Origin of the sequence: Thomasclavelia ramosa DSM 1402 (genome assembly GCF_014131695.1) — a bacterium.
In the GTDB taxonomy this organism is placed as follows: Bacteria; Bacillota_I; Bacilli_A; order Erysipelotrichales; family Coprobacillaceae; genus Thomasclavelia; species Thomasclavelia ramosa.
The window spans coordinates 3,059,298-3,084,993 of record NZ_CP036346.1; the positions used below are offsets into that span (position 1 = coordinate 3,059,298).

The 25,696-nt window shown below is 30.8% G+C and carries 26 protein-coding genes and 1 pseudogene; 6 read left to right on the forward strand and 21 right to left on the reverse strand.

What is annotated here, in order from left to right:
- Positions 1 to 12 precede the first annotated feature (12 nt).
- The 4 genes from EYR00_RS14595 to EYR00_RS14610 all read right to left on the reverse strand — a co-directional run bounded on the left by EYR00_RS14595 (position 13) and on the right by EYR00_RS14610 (position 3,870).
- On the reverse strand, positions 13 to 2,127 hold the full coding sequence (locus tag EYR00_RS14595; RefSeq protein ID WP_003539428.1) for a glycerophosphodiester phosphodiesterase family protein: 2,115 nt from the start codon (positions 2,125 to 2,127) through the stop codon (positions 13 to 15).
- A gap of 99 nt (positions 2,128 to 2,226) precedes the next feature.
- On the reverse strand, positions 2,227 to 2,682 hold the full coding sequence (locus tag EYR00_RS14600) for a hypothetical protein (protein ID WP_003539427.1): 456 nt from the start codon (positions 2,680 to 2,682) through the stop codon (positions 2,227 to 2,229).
- Between the two features lie 44 nt (positions 2,683 to 2,726).
- A complete protein-coding gene (locus EYR00_RS14605; RefSeq protein WP_003539426.1) occupies positions 2,727 to 3,545 on the reverse strand; it encodes a MerR family transcriptional regulator in 819 nt (272 codons plus the stop codon).
- Positions 3,538 to 3,870, reverse strand: a complete 333-nt coding sequence (locus EYR00_RS14610) for a winged helix-turn-helix transcriptional regulator (protein ID WP_003539425.1) — start codon at positions 3,868 to 3,870, stop codon at positions 3,538 to 3,540. The genes EYR00_RS14605 and EYR00_RS14610 overlap by 8 nt, the downstream gene beginning before the upstream one ends.
- Positions 3,871 to 3,974: 104 nt before the next feature.
- Between EYR00_RS14610 and EYR00_RS15660 the strand changes: the two genes are divergently transcribed.
- Together EYR00_RS15660 and EYR00_RS15665 are read left to right on the forward strand one after the other, a co-directional pair.
- Positions 3,975 to 4,112 (forward strand): hypothetical protein, encoded by a 138-nt coding sequence (locus tag EYR00_RS15660; RefSeq protein WP_003539424.1) that lies wholly within the window; start codon positions 3,975 to 3,977, stop codon positions 4,110 to 4,112.
- Between the two features lie 21 nt (positions 4,113 to 4,133).
- Positions 4,134 to 4,511: pseudogene (locus EYR00_RS15665) on the forward strand (flavin reductase); the annotation flags it as partial.
- A gap of 36 nt (positions 4,512 to 4,547) precedes the next feature.
- On the opposite strand, the gene EYR00_RS14620 reads toward EYR00_RS15665, so the two are convergent.
- The 3 genes from EYR00_RS14620 to EYR00_RS14630 are packed head-to-tail and all read right to left on the reverse strand — an operon-like array spanning position 4,548 to position 7,263.
- The gene (locus EYR00_RS14620; protein WP_154670629.1) at positions 4,548 to 6,173 is read right to left on the reverse strand and encodes a family 1 glycosylhydrolase; all 1,626 of its coding nucleotides are present in this window, start codon (positions 6,171 to 6,173) and stop codon (positions 4,548 to 4,550) included.
- Positions 6,174 to 6,233: 60 nt separating this feature from the next.
- A complete protein-coding gene (locus tag EYR00_RS14625; RefSeq protein WP_003539419.1) occupies positions 6,234 to 6,779 on the reverse strand; it encodes an RNA 2'-phosphotransferase in 546 nt (181 codons plus the stop codon).
- Positions 6,772 to 7,263, reverse strand: coding sequence for a GNAT family N-acetyltransferase (locus EYR00_RS14630; RefSeq protein WP_003539418.1), 492 nt, complete (start codon positions 7,261 to 7,263; stop codon positions 6,772 to 6,774). Before EYR00_RS14630 ends, EYR00_RS14625 begins: the two co-directional genes overlap by 8 nt.
- A gap of 145 nt (positions 7,264 to 7,408) precedes the next feature.
- Between EYR00_RS14630 and EYR00_RS14635 the strand changes: the two genes are divergently transcribed.
- On the forward strand, positions 7,409 to 8,146 hold the full coding sequence (locus EYR00_RS14635; RefSeq protein ID WP_040434433.1) for a NifB/NifX family molybdenum-iron cluster-binding protein: 738 nt from the start codon (positions 7,409 to 7,411) through the stop codon (positions 8,144 to 8,146).
- A 33-nt stretch (positions 8,147 to 8,179) separates the two neighbouring features.
- Here the strand turns inward: EYR00_RS14635 and EYR00_RS14640 are convergent, their stop codons facing one another.
- From EYR00_RS14640 to EYR00_RS14660, 5 genes are all read right to left on the reverse strand, one after another.
- Positions 8,180 to 8,455: a PTS glucose transporter subunit IIA gene (locus EYR00_RS14640; protein WP_009008885.1), complete on the reverse strand. Its 276-nt coding sequence runs from the start codon at positions 8,453 to 8,455 to the stop codon at positions 8,180 to 8,182.
- A 1,052-nt stretch (positions 8,456 to 9,507) separates the two neighbouring features.
- Positions 9,508 to 10,959 (reverse strand): glycoside hydrolase family 1 protein, encoded by a 1,452-nt coding sequence (locus EYR00_RS14645; protein WP_003539407.1) that lies wholly within the window; start codon positions 10,957 to 10,959, stop codon positions 9,508 to 9,510.
- Between the two features lie 2 nt (positions 10,960 to 10,961).
- On the reverse strand, positions 10,962 to 11,303 hold the full coding sequence (locus EYR00_RS14650) for a PTS sugar transporter subunit IIA (protein WP_003539406.1): 342 nt from the start codon (positions 11,301 to 11,303) through the stop codon (positions 10,962 to 10,964).
- Between the two features lie 41 nt (positions 11,304 to 11,344).
- A complete protein-coding gene (locus EYR00_RS14655) occupies positions 11,345 to 12,631 on the reverse strand; it encodes a PTS sugar transporter subunit IIC (protein WP_003539405.1) in 1,287 nt (428 codons plus the stop codon).
- A 23-nt stretch (positions 12,632 to 12,654) separates the two neighbouring features.
- Complete coding sequence (locus tag EYR00_RS14660) at positions 12,655 to 12,978, reverse strand: PTS sugar transporter subunit IIB (RefSeq protein ID WP_008792651.1); 324 nt, start codon at positions 12,976 to 12,978, stop codon at positions 12,655 to 12,657.
- A 194-nt stretch (positions 12,979 to 13,172) separates the two neighbouring features.
- Between EYR00_RS14660 and EYR00_RS14665 the strand changes: the two genes are divergently transcribed.
- Positions 13,173 to 15,089 carry a BglG family transcription antiterminator gene (locus EYR00_RS14665; RefSeq protein WP_003539402.1) on the forward strand — a complete coding sequence of 639 codons (1,917 nt, stop codon included), beginning with the start codon at positions 13,173 to 13,175 and terminating at the stop codon, positions 15,087 to 15,089.
- A 51-nt stretch (positions 15,090 to 15,140) separates the two neighbouring features.
- On the opposite strand, the gene EYR00_RS14670 is transcribed toward EYR00_RS14665, so the two are convergent.
- Together EYR00_RS14670 and EYR00_RS14675 are read right to left on the reverse strand one after the other, a co-directional pair.
- Positions 15,141 to 16,472, reverse strand: coding sequence for a 6-phospho-alpha-glucosidase (locus EYR00_RS14670; RefSeq protein ID WP_003537319.1), 1,332 nt, complete (start codon positions 16,470 to 16,472; stop codon positions 15,141 to 15,143).
- Between the two features lie 321 nt (positions 16,473 to 16,793).
- Complete coding sequence (locus EYR00_RS14675; RefSeq protein ID WP_003539401.1) at positions 16,794 to 17,552, reverse strand: MurR/RpiR family transcriptional regulator; 759 nt, start codon at positions 17,550 to 17,552, stop codon at positions 16,794 to 16,796.
- A 165-nt stretch (positions 17,553 to 17,717) separates the two neighbouring features.
- Here EYR00_RS14675 and uraA point away from each other — a divergent pair, with 165 nt between their 5' ends.
- Complete coding sequence (gene uraA / locus EYR00_RS14680; protein WP_003539400.1) at positions 17,718 to 18,986, forward strand: uracil permease; 1,269 nt, start codon at positions 17,718 to 17,720, stop codon at positions 18,984 to 18,986.
- Between the two features lie 183 nt (positions 18,987 to 19,169).
- Entirely contained in the window at positions 19,170 to 20,273 is a 1,104-nt protein-coding gene (locus EYR00_RS14685) for a DUF362 domain-containing protein (RefSeq protein WP_009008884.1), read from the forward strand.
- A gap of 25 nt (positions 20,274 to 20,298) precedes the next feature.
- On the opposite strand, the gene EYR00_RS14690 is transcribed toward EYR00_RS14685, so the two are convergent.
- The 7 genes from EYR00_RS14690 to EYR00_RS14720 all read right to left on the reverse strand — a co-directional run bounded on the left by EYR00_RS14690 (position 20,299) and on the right by EYR00_RS14720 (position 25,649).
- Positions 20,299 to 21,402 carry a helix-turn-helix domain-containing protein gene (locus tag EYR00_RS14690; RefSeq protein WP_003539398.1) on the reverse strand — a complete coding sequence of 368 codons (1,104 nt, stop codon included), beginning with the start codon at positions 21,400 to 21,402 and terminating at the stop codon, positions 20,299 to 20,301.
- Positions 21,403 to 21,630: 228 nt separating this feature from the next.
- Positions 21,631 to 22,293: a dethiobiotin synthase gene (gene bioD / locus EYR00_RS14695; protein WP_003539397.1), complete on the reverse strand. Its 663-nt coding sequence runs from the start codon at positions 22,291 to 22,293 to the stop codon at positions 21,631 to 21,633.
- Positions 22,290 to 23,249: a biotin synthase BioB gene (bioB, locus tag EYR00_RS14700; protein ID WP_003539396.1), complete on the reverse strand. Its 960-nt coding sequence runs from the start codon at positions 23,247 to 23,249 to the stop codon at positions 22,290 to 22,292. Before bioB ends, bioD begins: the two co-directional genes overlap by 4 nt.
- The gene (locus EYR00_RS14705) at positions 23,243 to 23,815 is read right to left on the reverse strand and encodes a biotin transporter BioY (protein WP_003539395.1); all 573 of its coding nucleotides are present in this window, start codon (positions 23,813 to 23,815) and stop codon (positions 23,243 to 23,245) included. Before EYR00_RS14705 ends, bioB begins: the two co-directional genes overlap by 7 nt.
- Positions 23,802 to 24,764 carry a biotin--[acetyl-CoA-carboxylase] ligase gene (locus EYR00_RS14710; protein ID WP_003539394.1) on the reverse strand — a complete coding sequence of 321 codons (963 nt, stop codon included), beginning with the start codon at positions 24,762 to 24,764 and terminating at the stop codon, positions 23,802 to 23,804. Before EYR00_RS14710 ends, EYR00_RS14705 begins: the two co-directional genes overlap by 14 nt.
- A 94-nt stretch (positions 24,765 to 24,858) precedes the next feature.
- Entirely contained in the window at positions 24,859 to 25,188 is a 330-nt protein-coding gene (locus tag EYR00_RS14715) for a hypothetical protein (RefSeq protein WP_003539393.1), read from the reverse strand.
- Positions 25,188 to 25,649: a helix-turn-helix transcriptional regulator gene (locus EYR00_RS14720; protein ID WP_003539392.1), complete on the reverse strand. Its 462-nt coding sequence runs from the start codon at positions 25,647 to 25,649 to the stop codon at positions 25,188 to 25,190. The genes EYR00_RS14715 and EYR00_RS14720 overlap by 1 nt, the downstream gene beginning before the upstream one ends.
- Positions 25,650 to 25,696: the final 47 nt, after the last annotated feature.

The window sequence follows — 25,696 nt, forward strand, 5'->3', positions numbered from 1 at the left end:
CGCAATCTAGTTTTAACTATCAGGATATCCTGACCCATGATGATAATAATACTGATAATTATTCTCTTTGAATTTATCGACTGCTTTTCTCCCCCGATTAGGATAATTAGTAATGATTCCACTAACCCCAAGTTCAAGATACTGTATCATCCTACTTTCATCATCTACTGTCCATACATAAACAGGAACCCAATTACGATTAGCCTTTTCTACAAAACTCACTGTAGCTCGATTTTCTTCTATCGCCAAAAAGTCGATACCTTGGTTCCATAATGATCCTTCAATATCTCCAGCACTACCATAAATACAATATCCAATCCACCATTCAGGACGCTGACTTTGAAGATATTGAACAGTATCTAAATCAAGCGACATGTAGATAGCCTGCTTTTGATAATCATTTTTCTCTATAACATCAATAATTTTTTTAGCTAGTTTTTCTCCATTACCGCCCTCAACTTTTAACTCAATCAAAAGTCCCATTTTAGTGCTATTCTTTTTTAACTTTTTAATCAAATGATCTAGCGTCGGAATTTTATCAGTGTATTCGTTATGATAAACCAAGGTTTCACTTAATTGTTTAGCAGTCATATTTTTTACTTTTTCATCTTTATGTGCCAATCGCGACAAATCTGCATCATGAATCACAACAGGAACCCCGTCTTTAGATAATTGCACATCAATTTCTGCATAATCCGCTCCTTTATCAGCTGCTGTCATGATAGCTCCATCTGTATTTTCAACCCCGTAAATTGAACCACGATGACCGATTACCCATGGATGATGGAGCATCAACGGTTGTTCTAAATACATACCTACTAGACAAACAGAAATAAAAGCTAAGAGTGCTGTAACCATTCTAGGATGATGATTATATAAGCGAGAATTATTTAAAGTTCGTTTAATTAAGCGATAAGGCAAAAACAGCAAACCACTATCATCTTCAAATTCCTGACCATTTTTTCTTTTTTCATAACGAATAATAATACTAGCAGCAAAATACATCAACAAAACAACAATTAAGATAGCTGATAAAATATATATTGAATTAGGAAAAAGATAAGTAATCAAGATAAACATACAGGGCCAAAAAACAAGGTTGATCATCCCACGATACTTTTGATAAAAATGTGTTTCAAAAAAATATTTATCCAAGCTTTGAAAAAAACGATTACCATGAATTTGTGCTTTTAATAAAGTTCGGTCAAATAAGCGATTAAATTCTAAATCCACCTTTACTTTCAATAGTTCAGGCTCGTGCTTACCCATAACACCTATTAAATATTGATAGAAAACAATCATCAAGACCATGATTATTAATGTATATATGATGTATTCCAATAAATAAATTCTAAATCTCGAAGAAATAATTAAATTCTTTAAAAAATAACGATTAAAATCCGCATTTTTTATTAAAGCATCTGGTAATATTTGAATTAATCCATTCTCAAGAACGATCCAAATACCCATTATTCCAATTAATGAAATACGTTCTTTTAATGTCAATAATTTATGGAACTTTATATTTTCTTTAAAGGCTTTAATAATATTTTCTTTTTTTAAAATCATTAAAACCGGTACAAAAAACATTAATCCATAAATTCCAAAATACAATCCATAGATTAAACATATTAAAATATTCCCTTGAAAAGTTAAGCTCAATTCTCCAAAAATAAAATTAGGAATTTTTAAACTTGGTATCAATGAGTTTATATAACCAAGATGCACTAATGGTAAAATAAATAAAAAGAATATTCCTGTTAAAATACTACTAGGATGCTTTAAACAACTCAAATTTAATAACGAGGTTTTCATTACCTCATAAATTCGAAAATCTTTATTTTGCTTATTTAAAGTAATCATATTGATCAGTACACTAAATTCATATCCAATTGCAATTACTGCCATCATCATAATAATTAAAACAACTGTAATCCCTTCAAGATTTAAGAAATTAAATAATATGTATTGGTTAAATGCAGCTCCGCTGGAATTATTATTTAAATATATTTGAAGAATTTTATTAATCAATGGACTGATAATTAGGAATATTGCAAATTTATAGAAAATCTCAAATTTTAGGATTTTAAAAAAGAGATGTTTAAAGTTTTTTAATTTATCTTTCATTTTCACACCCCCAATATGACTTATTCTATCATTATTACCAATTTATTGTTATTAATAATCCTTAAAAATTTTCTTAAAAAAAACTACCCTTCCGGCAGTTTACTTAAATCTAGCATTATTATAGTTGTAGGGGATACTCGTTCCTACTACAACATCTTCAATTCTATCAAGAATCAACCAATCATCCATATTCCCCTGATGATCAAAATCTAATGGTTTAATTGCTTCTACATCTGTAAATTCAACTAAACACAAACATTTTTTATGCCAGCGAACTTGTTGTTTTGGCGTTAAATCTAATTTATCTTGATACTTTAATAATATTTCATTTATTTCATCTTCACTTAATTTAATAAAATTTAAAACGTTAACTACTCTTGCTTTTGCTGTTATTTTTTTAGTTCCTTTTTCCATGAAATATAATACTTCGTCATTGAATACTCTACTATGAGGAATCTTGCGTCCTGCTGCTCCTCGAATTATCATTGTTTTTTTGCCACTCATAATCTTTTCTAAGACTTTTTCTTTATTGTCTAAATATACTAAATGTATCATCTAATCACCTCAAATTTATTATAAAGCCTCTAGTAACTAGAGAGTCAAATGCTTTTTACAGGAATTCTTAGTTCAGTCACAAATTCATTTTCATCATTAGTAAAGATAGGATCTATTAAATAATATTCTAATGCTGGCCCACACATTACTAAATTATTTTTTTTCATCCATTCCATCATAAGAGTATAAGTCTTATATTCATCTCGATAAGGCCCATAATGAAGAGCAGAAACACATAAATAACCAGGTTCTTTTCTAACTACTCCACCAATTTCATGATTTAAATCAATTTGAATAGAAACTTCAATATCAGCACAATCGGGATCATATTGCTGATAATCATCATAATAACGCGCCATTATATTTCCTATCGGCTCTAAATTATTCTTACGACATAAAGTATTTAATTCACTAAATCGACGCATAAAGGCTGCTTGGTCTGCTAAACCTTGTTGACGAACATAAGCAATATAAATTTCCGGTATTTCCTTTAATTGTAAATGCAACTGATGATCTTGATACTTTAGACACTCCAAAAAGAATCCTAAACGTTTCTCTAATTTATTTAATTCAGCTATTGTTTTTTTTAATTCAGCATGTTTTTGATTCAAGGTTTCTTCACTCAAAGAAACGGAATTATTTGCAAGCTGATGTTTAATCTCTTTAATTGAATACCCCTGAATCTTAAATTGATTAATAATATTAGCTTGTAATATCTGATGTCTAGCGTAATAACGATAGCTTGATTCAATATCCCTTTTTTCAGGGACTAATAGCCCGATTTCATCATAGTAACGTAAGGTCCGTATCGGAATATTACAAATTTCTGCAATCTCACCTATCGAATAATATTCTTTATCCATGATTATCTCCATCATTAATGTGTTCATGTCCCCACTTGCATAAACATTCTAACACCGGCATCAATGTTAAACCACGTGGAGACAATGAATATTCAACTTTAGGCGGGACTTGCGGATACTCATTGCGAATGATCAAGTCGTCCTTTTCCAATTCTTTTAACTGAGTGCTTAGCATTTTATGTGTAATTGTTCCTAATGCACGTTTTAACTCACTATATCGTAGTACTTGTTTTTTCCATAACCAAAATAATATGTGCATTTTCCATTTGCCATCGATCAAAGACATTGCATATGCAAATGGTCTTACATTTACTTCATCGTTCATTTTTACTCTCCTTTTAGATAGTATCTTACTTATAAGTGTATACTTGTTATTAATTTAGTTCTAATTTATCATATAGTTATTAAAATAACAAGGAGGCTAATTAGATGAAAAAACAAATAAATGTATTTGATTATGCTAAAGAAATTATGGAAGCTGTTCAAACTGGCGTTCTTTTAACAACTAAAGTTGATGATAAAGTCAATAGTATGACAATTTCCTGGGGAACCTTAGGAATTGAATGAGCAACAGAATTATTTACTGTTTTTGTAAGAGAACATCGTTTCACTAAAGAACAGATAGAAAAAAATCCTGAATTTACAATCAATATTCCTTTAGGTGCTTTTGATAAGAAAATTTTAGGGGTTTGCGGTACGAAATCAGGAAGAGATATTGATAAAGTTAAAGAACTTGGGCCTACTTTAGAAGATCCTGATAAAATATCAGTTCCAGGTATTAAAGAGCTTCCTTTGACACTTGAATGTAAAATTGTCTATCAACAAGTACAAGATAAAAATGCAATTACTCCAAACAATTTAGAACGTTTTTATCCTCAAGATGTTGATAGTTCATTCTATGGAGCAAATAAAGATTTACACACGGCTTATTATGGCCAAATCATTAATGCTTATATTATTGAATAAATAGAAAAGTCCGGTTAATTATTCCGGACATTTTCATTATTTAGCCTCTAAACGATTCAGTAAATCTATAATCAATCTTTGATTATTATCATTAACATCAAATTTATCAAGTAATTGATTTATTTTTAAGCGTCCCCCTAGTTTTAATTGAAGGTCAGTAACTTTTCCTTCACTAACTAATTTAATAATTTCTCTAAGCCCTTTTATTTCCAAAACATCCTTTAATTGACTATTTAAAGTATAACGTTTTTTTTCATCAACACACTCACCATTTGTTCTTATAATTTCCTGATATACATAAAATGAATCTTTAATATAACGTTTTAAAGTACCATTTCCATCATTATCTTTATCTACGTAAATAAATCCATAACGTTTTTTCATTTCGCCAGTTGAATAGCTTACAATATCAATCGGACTCCACCAAGTGTACCCAAGCAACTCAACTCCATCTAAGTCTACTGCTTTTTTCATTTCTCGAACATGTTGCGTCAAATAATCAATTCGGTAATTATCATGAATTTGATGATCGTTACTAATTTCATCGACTGCTCCTAGTCCATTTTCTACGATAAATAACGGAATTTGATAACGATCATATAAGTAATTCAAAGAAACTCTAAGTCCCTTAGGATCAATCGGCCAGCCCCATTCGCTTACTTTAATATATGAGTTTTTAGCTCCACTAAAAAGATTTCCGCCACTTCCAAGATTATCTAAAATATCACTTGACATCGTAATACTCTGGTAATAACTAAAACCAATATAATCAACTTTTCCTTGTTCTAAGATTTTTTCATCACCATCTATGACTGGTAATTCAATTCCATAACGTGACATCCATGTCAATGCTTTATTTGAATATCTCCCTCGTACCTGAACATCGGTAAAAAACATATTTACATCCATAAAATTATGATTAAACATTACATCATCGGGTTTACATGTAGCGCTATAACCACATAAGAAGGCAATCATACAGCCAATTTGAGCAGAAGGAATAATCTCATGACAAGCTTTAACCGCTTTTGCTCCTGCTAAGAACATATGATGACATGCAGTCAAAACGGTTTGTAAATAATTATTATCAATTTTTGCAATCACACCACCTCCAGTATAAGGATTGGTGATCATTCCATTAATCTCGTTAAAAGTTAGCCAATATTTGACTTTAGCAGAATATCTTTTGAAACATGTAATAGCAAAACGTTCAAAATAATCAACACACCGCCGATCAAAAAAGCCATTGTACTGCCTGCTTAAATAATAAGGCATTTCATAATGCGATAATGTGACCACTGGTTCAATATCTAGTTTCAACATCTCATCAAATAATTGATCATAAAACTGCAACCCTTTTTCATTCGGCTCTAGCTCATCACCATTAGGATAGATACGTGACCAAGCAATTGACACTCGCAAACAATTAAAGCCCATTTCTTTAAAATATTGTAAATCATCTTTATAGTAATGATAAAAATTAATTGCTTCATGACTTGGATAATATTCTCCAGCAACAATCCCATCAGTCCGTTTTCGTTTTTTAGTCTTACTTCCTGCAAGCATTACATCACTAACACTTAATCCCTTACCATCGAGATTATACGCACCTTCGCACTGACTCGCAGCCAAAGCACCACCCCATAAAAAGTTTTCTTTCATCGTTTTCCACCTCATACTTATTATTATAACATAGAAAATAAAAAGCAATGGTATTAACCATCACTTAATTACTTCCATTACATATTTATAATCAATGTCCTCAGTTAACCACACACCATTTTGGGAATAATAAAATTTACAGCCATCTTCACACATTGCCTTTGTATCAATAACTAAAACAATTGCTTTACCATGTCTACTTCCGACTTTAAATGCTGTTTCAATATCTTTCGATAAATGAACATATAAACGTTTCATTTTTTTAATCCCTTCTTGCTCTATCTTGTTCAAATATTTAAATGCCGTTCCATGATAAAGATATTCTGGTGGAATCTTTTCAATTAATTCAATATCTACTTTGATTGAATGACCTTGGTTAGCTCGAATTTTTGTATGATCTTCATTATATTGATATCGCTGTTTATTATTTGTCATGACAATCTCATCTAATAATGTTCGATTAATAAAACGACCACTATTATTAATTCCTAACAACAACTCATCAACCTTTGCCCATCCATGATAATCTAGCTTTAATCCAATTAGTTCCGGTTTATGTCGTAAAATCAAACTAATAAACTTACCAAGATTTACTAAATCATTCATGTTCAAACTCTAAACGCATATCATACCAGATAGCACCACCATGCATTGACTGAGAAATCCCACAATTTTTAAATCCAAACTTCTCATAATAATGCAATAATTTATCCTTGCAAGTAAGAATACATCCTTTTCGTCCTGCCATACGGGCATCATCAATTACCACCTGCATGACTTTGGCAGCTAACCCTTGTTGACGATATTCAGGAATTGTATTTACTCCAAAAATTGCCTGCCATTCTCCTGCTTCATCATGTAAGCTAGCATCTTCAAACATAATATCATTGATCGTTGTTTCATTTGTTACCATTCCGTTAATAAAACTAATCAATTTTCCTTCATCTTCCAATAGCCAAAAATGATTCGGATAAGTTTTCAAACGTTTTTTAAAATTACTCCGACTAGCTGCTTCTGCAGGTGGAAAACAAGTGGCTTCAACAGCTGTAATTGCTTTTAAATCTTTAATTGTTGCTTTACGTATTATCATTGTTAAAACCTCCTTTACTCGTTTAGAGTATATCACTTATTATAAAATTAATAAAGAATCATTGGATAGTGGTTAATTATTGCTATTTTTATAATATTAGCTTATAATGTTATTGACATATGTCAATAACAAAGGTGGTGAAGCTATGCCAAGACCATGTCGAAAAAGAAAAGTATGCAGATTACCTAGATATGCATATTTTGGTCCAAACCCGTCAGCTACAAAAACAGTAGTCCTATCAATCGACGAATATGAAACAATTAGATTAATGGATCTTGAAGGACTCACACAACAAGAATGTGCTAAACAAATGGATGTTGCCCGAACAACCGTTCAGAGTATTTATGAACAAGCACGTTATAAGCTTGCTCAAAGCATTGTCCGGGGCTATTCTTTAAAAATTGAAGGTGGTAACTACTCTCTTTGTGACAAAGCTCACTTAGTCAATTGCACTTCATCTTGTACAATTAAAAATAAAAGAAAAATGGAGGATAACAGAATGAAAATAGCAGTAACTTATGAAGATGGTAATATTTTTCAACATTTTGGAAAGAGTAAAGAGTTTAAAGTATACGACATTGAGAATCAAGAAATTATCTCTAGTCAAATAGAAAGTACTAACGGTCAGGGTCATTCAGCCTTAGCAGAAATTCTAAAAAATCTTAACATTGATGTATTGATTTGTGGTGGAATTGGCGGAGGTGCACGAAATATCCTCACATCATTAGGAATCGAAATCATTCCTGGGGTCATTGGCAGTAGTGATGAAGCAGTAATCGACTATCTAAAGGGTGAGTTGCATTACGATCCTAACACAGCCTGTAATCACCATGATGATGGTCATCACGCTTGTCAAGAACACGATAATAAATGTTGTCATTAAAAAGATGAGACTAAAAACTATAGTCTCATCTTTTTAAAATTCAACTTTAATTAATTCTACATCATTAGAAACCACCGCTTCATTAGTATTTTTTATCTCTTTTAAATCAGTATGATTTGTTATTAAGACAGGTGTTTCTAATGAATATCCCGCAGCCTTAATCTTATCCATGTCAAATTCCAATAGTAATTGTCCTTGACCAATACGTGCAATAAAGCCCTCACCATTTAATTGAACTGCATTAATTCCCACGTAAATTAATAATTCAACACCACCTTTGGGGTACCGTAAAGTGAAAAAAGCGCTCAATTAGTGACTAATCCAGTTAATGCTAATGTTGTAAAACATACCTTTCAAATTGATGGAGATGGCTATGGTACCTTACAAATTGCTCACACTTTAACAAGAGAAACATTCCAACACCATCTCTTTCTTTACATGAATTTAGTTTAAAGAATGAAATAGATAATAAAAGTAAGTATACTGATGTATGGAATAATCCCTATATGTGTAGAATTTTAATGAATGCAACTTATCTTAGAAATTTAATTCTTCATAAAAGGGAATATTTCAAAACTAGAGGTGAGTATCAAAAACTTCCAAAAGAGAAATGAAAAATCTTTAAACATCATCATGAAATAATTATAGACGAAAAGATATTCTGTATTTATCAAGCAAAATTAGAAAGCAAGGAAGTACGTTCAAAACGAAAACGAAAGATTTATAAAAATATATTTCATGGTTTATTATATTGTGCAGACTGTGATAACCTTTTAAAGACCTTATTGTATCGCTTTTACCAGTAACTGAAATCATTAAAAATAGATCTTCTTTATTAGCAATTAAATCAATTGCAAACAGGTTATCGGGCTATTAACCTCTCCAACACAGCGAACTCTTCTTGTTTATTTTACTAAAACGGCTAACTTTCTCATCATTTTATCATTAAGGTATAATGCATCAATTCGATTGTATCAATATATTTTTTCAATCTTATTATTCTCTTTATTAACGGTATCTTTAGCATTATTTAAGCTATTTACATATTTAACGCAATCATATTTAAATTCTGCATAACCTGAATATCCTACTTTTAACAAAATCATTGTTTTAGTAACTTTCTTCAGTTAATATTTCTGTTAGCGATAATCTTTAAATCTTTGTTAAACCTTTACAAATCAATTCACACGGTTTTAATTCATTTTAGTTAATAAATTCTTTTTTAGATTGATATTAAAAATAAAATCCATTGATCATCGCCTCCTGTCTCTTTAGTAATTGCATCTTACAATGGAATCTTTTTCAAATTAATTATCAAAATAAAACTATAGTTTCTTTAAAAAACCATAGTTTTATATAAACTATTCTAATTTTAAACCATTACTTTTAATAACATTTTGATACCATATATATGAATCTTTTTTATATCTTTTATGACTGCCTACTCCATAATCATCTTGATCATTATAAATAAATCCATATCTTTTTTTCATTTCACTTGTTCCTGAAGAAACCATATCAATTGGCGACCAGGCACAATAAGCAAAAACCTTGACACCTCGTGTGATTGCTTTATTCAAAGCAATAATATGTTCTCTAATATAATCAATTCGATAATCGTCGTGTATTGTATCATTATCTAACCTTTCAATTTGACCAATTCCATTTTCAGCAATCATTAATGGTTTTTGATAACGATCCCAATATTTAAGAAAACAATCATATAGACCAAGAGGATTAATTGTCCATCCCCATGGATTAGTCTCCAGATAAGGATTTAATTGGGAATCGCCAATAGCTAAAGTATTCTTTTCATGACTGACAACGTTAGAATTATAATAACTAATCGCTAAAAAATCTAAAGTATTTTCTTTTATTAATACTAGATCGGTTTCTTTTATCTCTACGGCGATATGATTATGACTAAAATAACTTATTGCATATCCAGGATATTCTCCCCTTAATTGTACATCTGCATAAAAATACATTGTCATTTGATTTTTTTCAGTTGAAAAAACAACATCCTTAGGCTTACAAGTCATTGGTGTTACTAAAAAATCAGCTAGCATACACCCAAATTTAAAGTTATTATTTATTTTACTTCCAATCTCTTTTATTTTTGCACAGACAACAAATTTATTATGAATAGCTTGATATTTCTTTTGTTCCAATTGTGTCACTGTATCTTTTACAATTCCTAACGAACTGAGACCTACCCGTGTTAAATTAATCTGATTAACAGGTATCCAATATGTTACTTTATCCTTATATCTTTGCATAATCAAAGTTGCATATTTTATGAATGCTGTCACAACTTTTTCATTTAAAAAACCATTATATTTTAAAGCTAAATCAATTGGCATATCATCATGATATAATGTAACAATAGGCACTATCCCCATTTCTTTTAACAAATTAAATATTTTATCATAATATTTTAATCCTTTCTCACTAGGTTCACCATCTATTCCATTTGGAAATACTCTTGCCCAACTTATTGAAAACCGAAAACAAGTAATCCCCATTTCCTTAAGCAATATCAAATCCTCTTTATAACGATGATAAAATTCAATTCCTATTTTTTTAGGAAAATTATATCTTTCTGGATAATTGAGACGGTCTAAAATCTCCGCTTTAGATAAATCTCCTTTCACCTTTGCTTTATCATTTGGATCATAATTTTGCAAATCAGCAACTGTCAATGCTCTATCATCAGCCCCCTCAGCCTGTTTTGCGCTCATTGCCACGCCCCATAAAAAATCTTTAGGAAATTGATAATATATTTGTTTTTTGTATTTTTCTGTTAGTAGCATATTTAATTCTCCTTATGACCCTGTATTTGGTAAAAAGATTCAAATAATATTATCATTTTTTCTGTCAAATTAACCTCACTCATGATTGTCATAAGAGTATCTTGAGCATGGGTAAATAATAAACATGTTTTATAATGTTCACCTGCAGCCTCTTTTTGAATTATTTCTGTTTGTTCTTGATGTGCTTTTTTTATATCCTCCCTTGCCTCCACAATTTTCTTATGTGCATTTGAAAAATCAAAGATACTGAGTGCCTCCAATGCTTCATTTGCTTTTGTTCTTGCATTGCCTGAATTCATAATGATTTTCATCGCAACTGGTATTAAAAGACTATTTTCATCCATTTATTATTCCTCCACACTATATGACTAATTGGTTACGTTAATCAAAATTCTTTCTTTAATAATTCTTTTTCATGTTCTTCTTTAACAAGCTGATTATCATATCTCATTAAAAATGGATACCAGATCAATCCATAAATAATAAATAGTACAAGAAACCATATAAACGCTCGGAAATCATCAGTAGTTAACCAGGTGCAAATCGGCGCAGGAATACGAGAAATATTATTAACTCCGGCTGGAATATTTAGCATACCAGCTTTCATTACAAACCAGATAATTAATGGACCAATAATTGAATTTATCCACATTGGAATCATTAGTAACGGATTAAAGACAATTGGCGCCCCATAAACAAGTGGCTCATTAATATTAAATATTGACGGTCCAATACAGATTTTCCCCATTGTTTTTAATTTTTTAGATTTACATTTAAATAACATTAGAAAATTTAATGGTAATGTTCCACCTAAGCCCCCCATTGCGATTAAGGCCGTTGTAAAAATCGTTTCTGTTGTCACAATATAAATTGGACTTCCTCCAGCCAATGCCATCTCAGCATTGGCTGCAATTCCCGCCATTAAAATTGGTTTAACAATAGCATTTAACGACCAAGCTGAAATACCTACTGAATATAACAATACGTATAAAAAACAAATAACAACAAATCCCAGTAAAGATTGTCCTAAATTAACAATCGGCTGGAATATTAAATTAATAAATTCTACTAAATCAAAACCTATTGTAAATACAGTTACTCCAAATATTAAATAGATAATTGTCATTGGAACAATATTATTTATCCATTCACAAACAAAATCCGGCATTGTAGCACTATCTTCCAAAATATGTAACTTTGCATATAAATGGAAAATCAACATTACAACTAATCCTACAATAATCGCAATAAATAAACCTGATCCACCTAAAAAATTAATATCTGTAAAAGTAAGTTCAGTTTTCCCAGTTGTTGCATTTTTTAATAAGGTTGCCATGGTTGGACATAAGGCCATTAAAAATACAGTCACTGAAGTTAACCCTGCAGTTATTGTATATTTAGGATGATCCAGTTCCACCATCCCAAAATAAGTAACCATAAAAGCTACTATCAATGACATCATTCCAAAGCTAAATGTATTAACAAAACTCAAGTCCGGTAGTGATGGAATGTAACGTACAAATACATTGTAAATTGAAATAACTGATCCTACCAAAATAAACGGCAAGATTTTCTGCATTGCGCTCGCCACTGCTGCAATCCAAGGATTACTGAAAACTTTTTGCATCCCTGGTGCTAATTTATTAGTAAACCAATTCATAATTCCTTTCATTTTTCTCTCTCCTGTTATATATTTTATTTATAAAACTCTTCTATTTCTAATAATGCTAATTCAAGTAATGCTTTTCCATCTAACATTGAATAAATTTCTTCAGGAATAACAATTACAGGAATATTATATGGGGCTGCCATATCTTTAAAAGCATTCAGCCTAAATTCATAATGCGGTCCAATGCAAAGAATATCCATTTTTGGCAAATATTGTGTGACTTCGCTTTCACTCTTTGCTTCAATAGTTGCATCTATTTTACCTTTTTTTGCAGCTGCTCGAGCTTTTTGAGCTAAAAATCCTGAAGAGAGCCCTCCTCCACAACAAAGATAAATATGTGCTTGTGCCATTTTTATTTCCTCCATTTCTTATTTGTCTGCAAGTTCTTGAACTTTACGCTTATATTTAATCATTTTGTTCATATCTACTCAACTAACATTCTGCACAGTGCAAATAAGTATTTTGCACTGTGCAAAATTCTAGTTTTAAATAAAAATTAAAACTATTATAATATAGAAAACAACAACTAGGGAAGGATGAGAGCATGAGAAGGAAGCAAGAAGAATTGATCAATTATTTATATACTCATAATGAAAAAGTTACAGCAAATATTCTTTCAAAAGCATTAAATCTCTCTATTCGAACAATTAAATCATATATTGCCGAATTAAACATGAATTATCCTAGCTTGATTTCTTCTAGCAATCGTGGTTATGTCATCGATAAAGTAAAAGCTAACTCACTACTTCAATATAAAGACGATATTCCTCAGGACTATGAAAGCAGATGTATTTATATCATAAAAAAGACGCTTTTAGAAAAGCAGGACTATATTGATATTTTTGATTTATGTGAGGAATTATTCATTAGCTATAGTACTTTAAAAAAAGATATTTATAAAATGAATACTTCATTTGCAAATTTTAAAATTACTTTTTCTAGTGAAAATAATAAACTTCATGTTGGAGGTTCTGAACAAAATAAACGTAAACTAATTAGCCATGTGATGTCAGAAGAAGTAAGCGGAAATTTTCTTAACTTAACTTTGCTACAAGAAAGTTTCCCAGATTATGATCTTGATGATGCCTGCACCCTAATCAAAGATATTTGCAAACAGCATCACTACTATCTTAACGATTTTTCTTGTGTTAATTTTATTTTGCATGTAACTATTATGGTTAGTCGAATCAACCATGGTAATCACATTATTAACAATAATGAATTAATTCAAGTTACTAATAAAAATGATGAAAAAATAGCTAAAGAACTATGCCTAGCCTTAGAACAAGTCTTTAATGTCTCTTTTAACTCATCAGAAATACTTGAAATCTATATTCTCTTTAAAAATAATGCAAATTATATAAATGATGAAAACGAAAATGTTTCTTTATTAGTATCAGATGAAATTATTCAAATTACCAAAAATATCATAAAAAATGTTGATGAACATTTCTTTATTAATCTTGACTCCGATAATTTTATAACTCCTTTTATGCTACATCTAAAAAACCTTAAAAATAGATTAATAAAAAACAATCTTCTTAAAAATCCAATGCTTGATTCTATTAAAATATCATGCCCAACTATATATGATATCTCAACGTTTATTGCTTATCAGCTGACATTATCATTTCATGAAAACGTCAATGAGGATGAAATAGCCTTCATTGCTTTACATGTAGGAACAGAGATAGAAAGACAAAAAAAAGAAGAAACAAAAGTATCCTGTCTCCTATTATGTCCTGAATATTTAAATATCACTAGTACTTTACACAAAAAAATTATGATGGATTTTGGAGATCAATTAACTATTCAAAAATCAATTTCATTTGAAAATGAGATCCTAGGGAATAATTTTGATCTTCTTATCACTACTGTTCCTGTTTTAGAATCTACAAACTACTTTACCGTATTATTACCACCATTCCCAATGAGCTATGAGAAAAATAAGATTTTAGATGCAATCATTAGAATAGAGAACACTAAAAAAAGTCAAATTCTTACTAATAATCTTAATTTTTATTTTAATGAAAAACTTTTTTATTCAATGAATGAAGATATTAGTAAATCCGCTGTTATTAACGAACTAGCAGAACGAATGATTAATCTAGGCTATGTAGAAGAAAACTTTAAAGAAGAGATATGGAAAAGAGAAACAGCAAGTTCTACAGCTTTTATGAATATTGCCATTCCACATCCTATGAAAATGAGCGCTTATAAAACTAGTATAGGAGTGGTAATTAGTCATAAAGGAATTGACTGGGGAAACCAGCATTTTGTCAATGTAGTTTTTATGATTGCTTTTAATAAAATAGATAACAAACATTTTCATGCATTGTATGAATCTCTAGTATTATTATTTAATGAACCAATTGTAATATCAGAAATAAAAAAATGTAAGAACTTTAATGATTTTAAAGATATCGTTATAAAAAACTATTTAAAATTCAATGAACGATAAAAAAGATACCAGTATCAACACACTAGTATCTTTTTAAATAGTTTTAACATCTTATTTCAATTCAGGCCAGAAATCTTTATTCGCTTCAATTAAATCATCTAAGATTAATTTCGCTACTCTTGCACTTGGTACTGTTTTTGATAATGTGATTGCTTGCCATAATTTTTGATAGCTTCCTGTTATCCATGCATCTACTACTAATTTCTCTACTGATACTTGTTGTTCCATTAATCCCTTTTGGAATTGTGGAATTGATCCCTGACAGATTCTTTCATATCCGCTGCTTCCTACGATACATGGAATCTCTACCATTGCCGTACGGTCAAAGTTTTCTACTGCTCCTTCATTCGGTACGATCAATAACATTTTTTCTTTAGTGTTTTTAGCAATTGCACAAGCTAAGTCAACAATATATTCAGCATGCGCATCTGGTTCAAACCCTCCGTCTACAGCTGTTCCTTTTTCGATGATCTTTCTACAAGCTGTAAAGATATTCTTTTCTCGATGCTCCATTACTTCATTTGCCCGTGTATGTTCCGGATTAGTATGTTCTACTACATAATCAGGATATAAATAATATTTTAAATATGTGTTTGGGATTGTTTCTGGATCTAATGCATAAACATCTTTTGCTTTTGCGAATGTTTCAATCCAGCTTTGTTCCACGTGCTGATTCGTTCCTGACAGTGCATCTGCAAAACCATTAGCTGCCATATGCTTCTTGATTTCCGGCATTAAGTCATTACCGTCTTTATCTTCAATTTTATGCCACCATCCAAAGTGGTTTAATCCATAATATCCAACAGACATCTCTTTACGTGACTTTAACCCTACCATGTTAGCCATCTTTTCTTCAAGATCGATTGGCATGTCACAGATATTTAAGATCTTAGAATCAGGACGTAATCTTCTTGTTGCTTCAGCTACGATGGCAGCTGGATTAGAATAATTTAACATCCAGGCATTTGGAGAATATTTTTCCATGTAATCCAGAATTTCAATAACCCCGCCAATAGAACGCATGCCATAAGCAATTCCACCAGGACCACAAGTCTCTTGACCAACAACATTATATTTCATTGGAATCTTTTCATCTTTTTCACGCATTGCATATAATCCAACACGAATATGACACATAACGAAGTCAACATCAGTAAAAGCTTCTTCTGGATCAGTAGTATAAGCGAACTCAACTTCTGGTGCATTTTCTTTTAAATAAATTTCACAGGCTTTAGCGATGGTTTCTTGACGTTCCGCAAAATTATCATAAAATTTAATTTTTCTAATTGGAAAACGATCCATATGATCTAACAATAATAAACAAATCCCAGGTGTGAAAGTACTTCCACCACCAGCAATAACAACTGAATATTTCTTTTCCATTTTCTTTTTCTCCTCTGTTTCATGGATTAATAAGTTTTAGAAACCCTCTATGCATCCAATATAAATAACATTCGCGCTAAATATATATTTATATTCCATGACCCCCAAGAGAGTTAATTTATTTTTTGCTGCACTAAGATCTTAATGTACCTTTATTGTAATATAAATAATTTTTGATTCAACATCTTAAGCGTATTTAAAGAAGAGGTTCACATTTATATCCTTTGCACAAGATCTGTGCATAAGTACAGTAAATATTAATAAAAAACCCTTAAAATTAAACTTCAAGGGTTCTCAAACTTAAAATTGTGCAGAAATATTTTACTCATCTAAATTATCCAGATAATCTAGATATTTAAGAAATAAAATTTCTACTGTATTAAAATATGCTGAAGTCGTTTCATAGGTACGATTATTAAATCTTTTGTATTGATCTGTAATTACATACAAACTTTTATCAGCAAGCCGCGCTAGTGTATTATTATTTAGTTTAGTGATAGAAACAATATAAGTACCTTTATTTTTCAATGTTTTCATTGCCTCAATTGCCATTTCATTTTCACCAGATACAGAAATAAAAATCATTACATCCTGTTCTCCTAAACCGTTAATAGTCATCTTTAATTCACTTTTACCATATAAGGTGACGAAAAATACTTTAGTTTGAAGAAAAACTCTTTTAATCATTTCGGCTACTGTATTTTGTGTCTCACCAGTTCCAAAGACAAAGAGCCTACGTGCGTGATGTATATGTTCAAAGAGGTCATCAAGATCGCTATCTTTAGTTAGTTCCATACTTTTTAGATAATTATTACAAATTTCATCAAGCATTCCATCATTCTTTACTTGAACCTGCTGACATTCTAATTTTAAACGCATCTTAAATTCACGAAATCCCTCAAAAGATATCTTTTGGCTAAATCTTGAAATTGTTGCCCGTGATATGTTACAACGTTTAGATAATTCATCAATAGATATTTCACAGCACTCTTTTTTATGGGCTAATATATATTTCCAAATCATTAAATCATTTTCATTTAAATCATCATAATACTGATTTACCAGTTCTTCTAATTGCATAGTTTTACCTCCTGCACCATCATTTTAACATATTGTTCAACCAAGCGATAAAGGAAATAATCAAATATTTGAACAATTAAATTTTTTAAACTAAAATAAGAAGATTTTTATAGACAGTATCACTAAATAATGACATAATATTTAAGGTTAAAAAGGAGGACATGTATGTCTAATAAACGGATTATTCAAGTTGAGGATAAAGTCCCAGGAAAATTACTGATTCCATTATCATTACAACATATGTTTGCAATGTTTGGTGCCAGTGTTTTAGTACCTTTCTTATTTGGGATAAATCCAGCTATCGTCTTATTCATGAACGGTATTGGAACGTTATTATTTATTGTTATTACAAAAGGGAAAGCCCCTGCCTATCTAGGTTCTAGCTTCGCTTTTATTGCTCCAGCAAATATTGTCATTTCTAAATTTGGCTACCCTTATGCTTTGGGGGGATTCGTAGCAGTCGGATTTTGCGGCTGTTTATTAGCCTTAATTATTAAAAAATGTGGGACAAAATGGATCGATATTGTTTTACCACCAGCTGCAATGGGACCAGTAGTTGCATTAATTGGATTAGAATTAAGTGCTACTGCTGCAAATAATGCAGGCTTGATTGGTGATAATATTCAGATGGCCAATGTTTGGGTATTTTTAATTACTCTAGGAGTTGCAATTTTTGGAAATATTTGTTTTAGAAAATTTTTAAGTGTCATTCCAATTCTTATTGCAATTATCTGTGGATATATTGCAGCAATTTGTTTTGGATTAGTAGATTTTACAACTGTAGCAAATGCTCCACTATTTGCAATACCTAATTTCTCAACTCCAAAATTTGATATTAACGCTATCTTGATGATCTTACCAGTTCTTCTTGTAATTACTTCAGAACATATCGGTCATCAAATTGTTACAGGAAAAATAATCGGTAAAAACCTGTTAGAAGACCCTGGATTACATCGTTCTTTATTTGGTGATAATTTTTCAACTATGATTTCAGGATTTATCGGTTCTGTTCCAACAACTACATATGGTGAAAATATTGGGGTTATGGCTATCACCGGTGTATATAGTGTTCAAGTAATTGCAGGTGCAGCTGTTCTTTCTATTATTTGTTCATTCGTAGGACCCTTATCAGCACTAATTCAAACTATTCCTGGACCGGTTATTGGTGGAATCAGTTTCTTACTATATGGAATGATTGGTACTAGTGGATTAAGAATTTTAGTTGATCAAAAAGTTGATTACGCAACTAATAAAAACCTTATCTTAACTTCAGTTGTTTTTGTTACAGGATTAAGCAGTATTACGCTAAGCTTTGGTGGTGTCGAATTAACTGGAATGGTGCTAGCTTGTATTGTTGCTATGATTCTTTCACTAACTTTCTACTTATTAGATAAATTCAATTTGACTAATGATACTGCTGAGGAAAATAATTAATAATTTATTTAAAGGAACATCTCGATTTATATTTGAGATGCTCTTTTTTTGTTGTAATTATTTGCTATTTATATTGCGTTAAAGCATACTTTAAGATGTAAGATATAATTGATTTAGCTTTTAGCCTACAATAAATAGTGCTAAAATTAAATTATACAAGGACATAATATCATGGAGGTAATTATGGAAAAAGCAAAAGTTTATTATTGTGATATGCATACAGGAAGAATGAATCTTCCTGAAAAACTGAAGTTTTTAATGAAGAAAGCAGGTTTTGAAGAAATTGACTTTAAAAACAAATACACTGCTATCAAAGTACATTTCGGAGAACCCGGTAATTTAGCTTTTTTACGCCCAAATTACGCTAAAGCTGTTGCTGACTATGTAAAAGAATTGGGTGGAAAAGCTTTCGTAACTGATTGTAATACTCTATATGTGGGAGGAAGAAAAAATGCACTAGATCATTTAGACAGTGCTTATTCTAATGGCTACAATCCTTTCCAAACCGGAGTTCACACAATCATTGCTGATGGTTTAAAAGGAACAGATGAAGAAATCGTTCCAATCAATGGAGAATATGTTAAAGAAGCAAAAATTGGTCAAGCGATTATGGATGCTGATATTATCATTTCGTTAAATCACTTTAAAGGACACGAATTGACTGGATTTGGTGGTGCTTTGAAAAATTTAGGTATGGGATGTGGTTCCCGTGCTGGTAAAATGGAAATGCACAGTGCTGGCAAACCTGTCGTTGAGCAAGATAAGTGTATTGGCTGTGGACAATGTATTAAAATTTGTGCTCATAACGGGACAAGTATTACTGATCACAAAGCCTCTATCGATCATGATAAATGTGTTGGATGCGGTCGCTGTATTGGAGTCTGTCCTAAAGATGCAATCGTTGCCAGCATGGATGAAGCTAATGACATTTTAAACTATAAGATTGCTGAATATACTAAAGCAGTTGTGCAAGATCGACCATGTTTTCATATTTCATTGGTTATTGATGTATCACCTTATTGTGATTGTCATAGTGAAAATGATATTGCCATCGTCCCTGATGTCGGAATGTTTGCCTCATTTGATCCCGTTGCTTTAGATATGGCTTGTGCTGATGCTGTTAATAAACAGCCTGCTATTGCAAATAGTTTGTTAGATAAACATGGTCATCATCATCATGATCACTTTACAGACGTATCACCTGAAACAAACTGGAAATCTTGTTTAGAACATGGTGAAAAAATTGGAATCGGAACTCGTGAATACGAACTCATTGAAATAAAATAGTAAAAAAGATCATTACGATCTTTTTTTAAATATCTCCATAACGATAGATAGGATACTCAGAATAACTAATTCCTCCAGTTTGAACATAACGGTTAATATTAACCAATTCATATGATTGCTCAGCGGTTATTATATTTACGATAACATTTATCTCACTACCATTAGATAAGTCTTTTGATAATTTTATCTTTTTTTGCTTATCTAAAGTTGTATTAGTTTGACCAATTTTTTCATAATTATTATTTTTAATTTTATTAATAATTATCTCTACTTTATTTGATAAAGTACCACTATAATCAATCTTTTCGTTTTCTAAATAACTATAATCTAATTTATAAATCATATTATTTCTAATCAATTTATAATTTTTATCACCTGGAATATAGATATAAATCAAGTGACTCAACAAGTTGTCTAAATGATGTTCTATTTCTGAATCCGCATTAATTTTTTCTCCTTTATCACCATTTTTAACCAAAATTTCAAAGTTAGCATAATTCACTAAAGGAATTGTTTCTGTTAAAACAAAAGTATAAGCATTTTCTTTAGTCATTGGATAAATACTCTGATTATTAAAAACATCAACAATACAGATATTTACTTGAGTTATATCTGTATAATTATTTAAAACGCATTTATAATTAATACTCATTGTCATTTTATCAAAGTCATAACTAATCACTTTAAATGTTGTATTTGAATAATCTATTATATTGTTATCGGTTATTGGAGTTGTACTATTATTAGGATAAAAAACTACCTCATTAGTTCCCTTTTTAACTAGTATTGCTAATGCAACACATAAACAAAGAGTACAAATAATAATAATTATCCAATCACGAATAATCTTTTTTTTATTTTCCTTTTGTAGATTCTCTAACACTAATGATGTTTGTTCATATATCTTATTGATTGAATCAGCTTCTGTTTCATCATCAAGATCTAATAATTGGGTAATACTTATTTCATAAAATTGACTTATTGTTATCATCATTTTCATGTCTGGTAAACTTAAATCACTTTCCCATTTAGACACTGTTTGCCTTGATACATTTAATTCACGGCCCAAAGCTTCTTGTGAAATCCCTTTTTCTTGCCTTAGGCTTAGTAGTTTTTTACCAATGCTCATAACCCATCCCTCCTATCTATATCATAGATATTTTGTCTTTTTTCGTCTATATCAATCCGTTAACATTTCGCCAATAATGTTAACATGAAAAAAACTGTAACTACATATTGATATAACTCCGCTAAAGTAGATAGGAACCGATTATTTATAATTAAAAGTGAATTTGAAATATCTCCCGTTTATTAGATATTAAGTATTAAATACCGAGGTATATTTCACTTTTTTATCTTAACTTTCTATAATTTGTTCAAACCATTCAATCTTATCAGCTTTTTTGTTTAAATACCCTAAAACTTTATAACTACTTAATCTTTCAATCATTATTCGATTATCTTGATGAAGGAGATTGTTACTATCAAAATTATTCATAATAAAACCAAGTACATTTAAATTTAACTGTTTAGCATATTGAGCCGTTAAAACTGCTCCATTAATACTACCCAAGCCTGATGATGTTACAATTATTAGCGGATAGTTAGCCAGTAACATCACATCACTAAGCATTATCAATTTATCATCGCGCAGTGGACAAATAATACCACCACTTCCTTCAATAACAACAAAATCATGCTTATTTTCTAAATCTGTCAAATCTGCTTTTATAGTATTTAAATCAACTGGTGTATTAGTCTTTTTTGCAGCTAGATGAGGCGCAAATGCTTCTTCATAAACAAAAGATACTTTACAGCTTTCATTTGGCAGACTTGCATACTGCTTAACAACTTCTAAATCACCTGGTATCAGTACATCATTTTCAACAACGGCACCACTTAAGGCCGCCTTATAATAACCAACCTTATACTGTGATTTCAAGGCTTTAACTATTCTTGCACTTACATATGTCTTTCCAACATCTGTCCCTGTTCCAGTAACAAACAAACCTTTAATCATGGCTTGGCTACCCTAAATCCCAATTGCTTAATGATTCTTTGATCTTCAGCAATAGTTATTCCCTGAGTTGTAAGCATATCTCCAGTGATAGCGCCATTAGCACCACTTTTAAATACATTTATTCCTTTATCATCAAAAAGCCCTCTACCACCAGCCATTCTAATCGTTGCATCAGGAAGAATAAAACGAAAAATGGCAAATATTCTTTCAACATCTTCTTTTGATAATGGTTTCAAATGTTCTAACGGTGTTCCTCTAATTGGATTTAGAACATTGATTGGAACCGACTTTATTCCTAAGTCTTTTAATTCAAAAGCTAGATCAAGTCGATCAAGCCATGATTCTCCCATTCCTACAATTCCGCCACTACAAACCTCCAAACCTGCTAATTTTGCAGCCTTAATTGTTTTGATTTTTTGCTCGTAACTATGAGTAGTACAAACATTATTAAAGTAGTTACGTGATGTTTCCAAATTATTATGATATCTTTTAACGCCTGTTTCTTTAAGTTTTTTTAACTCTTCAAAGTTTAATAGTCCTAGTGAAGCACATAAGGATATCGTTGTAGTATCATTAAGTTCTTGATATATTTTTAAAATTTTATTAAATTCTTGAACATTTAATTTCCGTCCGGATGTCACAATAGAAAAACGTTCGACACCTTGCTTTTGATTATGTAGGGCTATTGCTTTAATTTCACTAATTTTCAACAAATTATAAATATCAATTCCAGTTTGATAATAAACTGATTGAGCACAATATTTACAATTCTCACTACACCGCCCGCTTTTACCATTAATAATTGAACAAAGATCAAATGTACTACCACAATAGCTTCTTCTAATTAGTTCAGCCCCTTGCTTTAAAGTCCCTAGATCATAATCTATCAGCATCTTAGCTTCTGCTTTACTAATTTCATAACCAGCCATAATTTGTGCAATGAGCTTCTCTAACATTGTATTCTCCTCTTTTTAAAAATCTTTTCAAATCTAATTCCTGTCCCGACTGCTAAAAAACTTAAAAATAAGTCACCTGGTAAATCTAAAGGAAAACATGAGAGCAAAACTAGTTTCCAAGTTATTGGAGTTCCAGTATAGTAATTCAAAATGATATATTTATAGCCAAGTCCAATCATATAAGTGGCCAAAAGACCACTCAATACTGCCAAAACATATTTTTTTGCTGCTATTTCATTAGTTTTTTCACATATTATGCCTGTAACATACGCTCCTGCAATAAAACCAATTAAATAACCAAAACTAGGTCTAACAATATACGCTAAACCTCCACCGGCCGCAAATATTGGTAATCCTAGTAATCCAATTACAACATACAGTAATACTGCCAATGCTCCTAATTTTGAGCCTAATAAAATTCCAGCTAGCAAAACAAAGAAAAATTGTAATGTAAAATAATCCATGAAAGGTACCGGAATCTGTATAAATGCTCCGATTGTAATTAGAGCCGTAAAAATTGCACAATAGGTTATTTTCTTTGTTGTTAGTAACTTATTCTGCTCCATGGTTTCCTCCTATAATACTTACTTCACCCGCGGTTAATACCATTTCTGCACCATTGCTACTAACGACCAAATTACCTAAATCATTAATTTCACGAACTAAACCGGTAAACTGCTCCCCCTTTTGATTAAAAGTTATTTGCTTATGCAATACACATGAAGCCATGCGATATTCATTCAAAACCAATTTAAAATCCTCATCGATAATTGCAAATAGCTGATTTAAGATTTCTGCAATAAATTGATTACGATTAGCTTCTTGTAATCCTAGAGAAGTAGCTATGGAAGCTATTTCTAATGGAAAATTATCAGTTGATACATTAATTCCAATTCCAATAATAATTGCTTCGATCATTCCGCTTTCAAAATCACTAATTGCCTCACTTAAAATACCACAAACCTTCTTCCCTCGATAATACAAATCATTAACCCACTTAATTGCTACTTCAATATCATATAGCTTTGCAATTGCTCGCCTAACCGCAACTGCTGTTTTAATTGTAATCATAGTTGCATTTTGTAGCGAATCTCCTGTTTTTAATAAAACACTCATATAAACCCCTTTTTGAGCCGGTGAATAAAAACTTCGTCCAAATCTACCACGTCCGGCGCTTTGTTCTTCAGACACAATTACACTATGATTTTTACCACCATTTATTGCTAATTTCTTCATTTGTGTATTGGTTGAATCGATTGTTTTATATGAAAAGATATCAATTTCTTCAGTTAAATAATATGCAATTCCTTGTTTTGATAAAACATCACTATTTTCTAATAATACATATCCTTTATTTGGCGTTGCTTCAATATTATATCCCTCTTCTTTTAATGTCTTTATCGCTTTCCAAATTGCCGCACGACTAACATGCAATTGGTTGGCTAACTCTTGTCCGGATATTACCTTACTACGATTTTCTTCAAGTAAAGCAATTACATTTTGTTTTACACTCATTGAATCACCTCGTTTTTAAGCATAGCAAACATTCACTAAATTGTAAACTAATTATTTAAAATTAGTTTACAATTAAAAAGACAACCTTAGTTGTCTACTTAGTCAATTCTATTACATCTTTAATCATGGTTATCCTAATCATTCTACTAATCGTCTTTCTTCCCATACTAACAATTAAAACCCAATCATCATCTAAATCAATGATTTTACCTTCTACACTATATGGGACATCAATCAAAAACATGGTTTCTTTTACAATCAATTCGCAATCACACTGCTTTAATCCTGCTAAAATATTCTTAATTCGATCTGTTTCCTTAATTTCTTTTTCAATATTTTTAACATCATTTTTCTTTAGTTTTTCAATCTCATATATTGCACAAATACTTATAACTAAAGCAATAATTGCAATAATAGTCGTCATTATAATTCCCCCTCGACCTTAAAGCCGCTAATACATGATAGATCAATTAGTTTGGTAACAGTTTCTTTTTTTATAAACGAACCTTTTTTTGTTCGATGATACTGCACTTTAACCCAATCATCATTGACATCAACAATTAGAACCTTTCCATCACTTGTAGATATATCTAACAAATAGGCATCTCGTGTGCACTCCAGCGTACAAGTTTTTCCGATCAAATATTGTAAAAGATGTAGGTCTTTAGTTTTATTATTACTAACTATTTCAATCTCATTTTCCATTAAATCATCTAAACTTATATTATATAACTGTGCCAATTCCATGGCTTTATCAACTGCGGGTAAGGCTTGATCACATTCCCAGTTAGAAATAGTTTGTCTACTCACTGATAACTTATCTGCAACCTCTTGTTGACTATAGCCCTGTTTTTTTCTTAATCGCATTAATTTTTCGCCTAACATCTGCTTTCCTCCTATAATTAACAGTATAAATAAACCATCAAAATAAT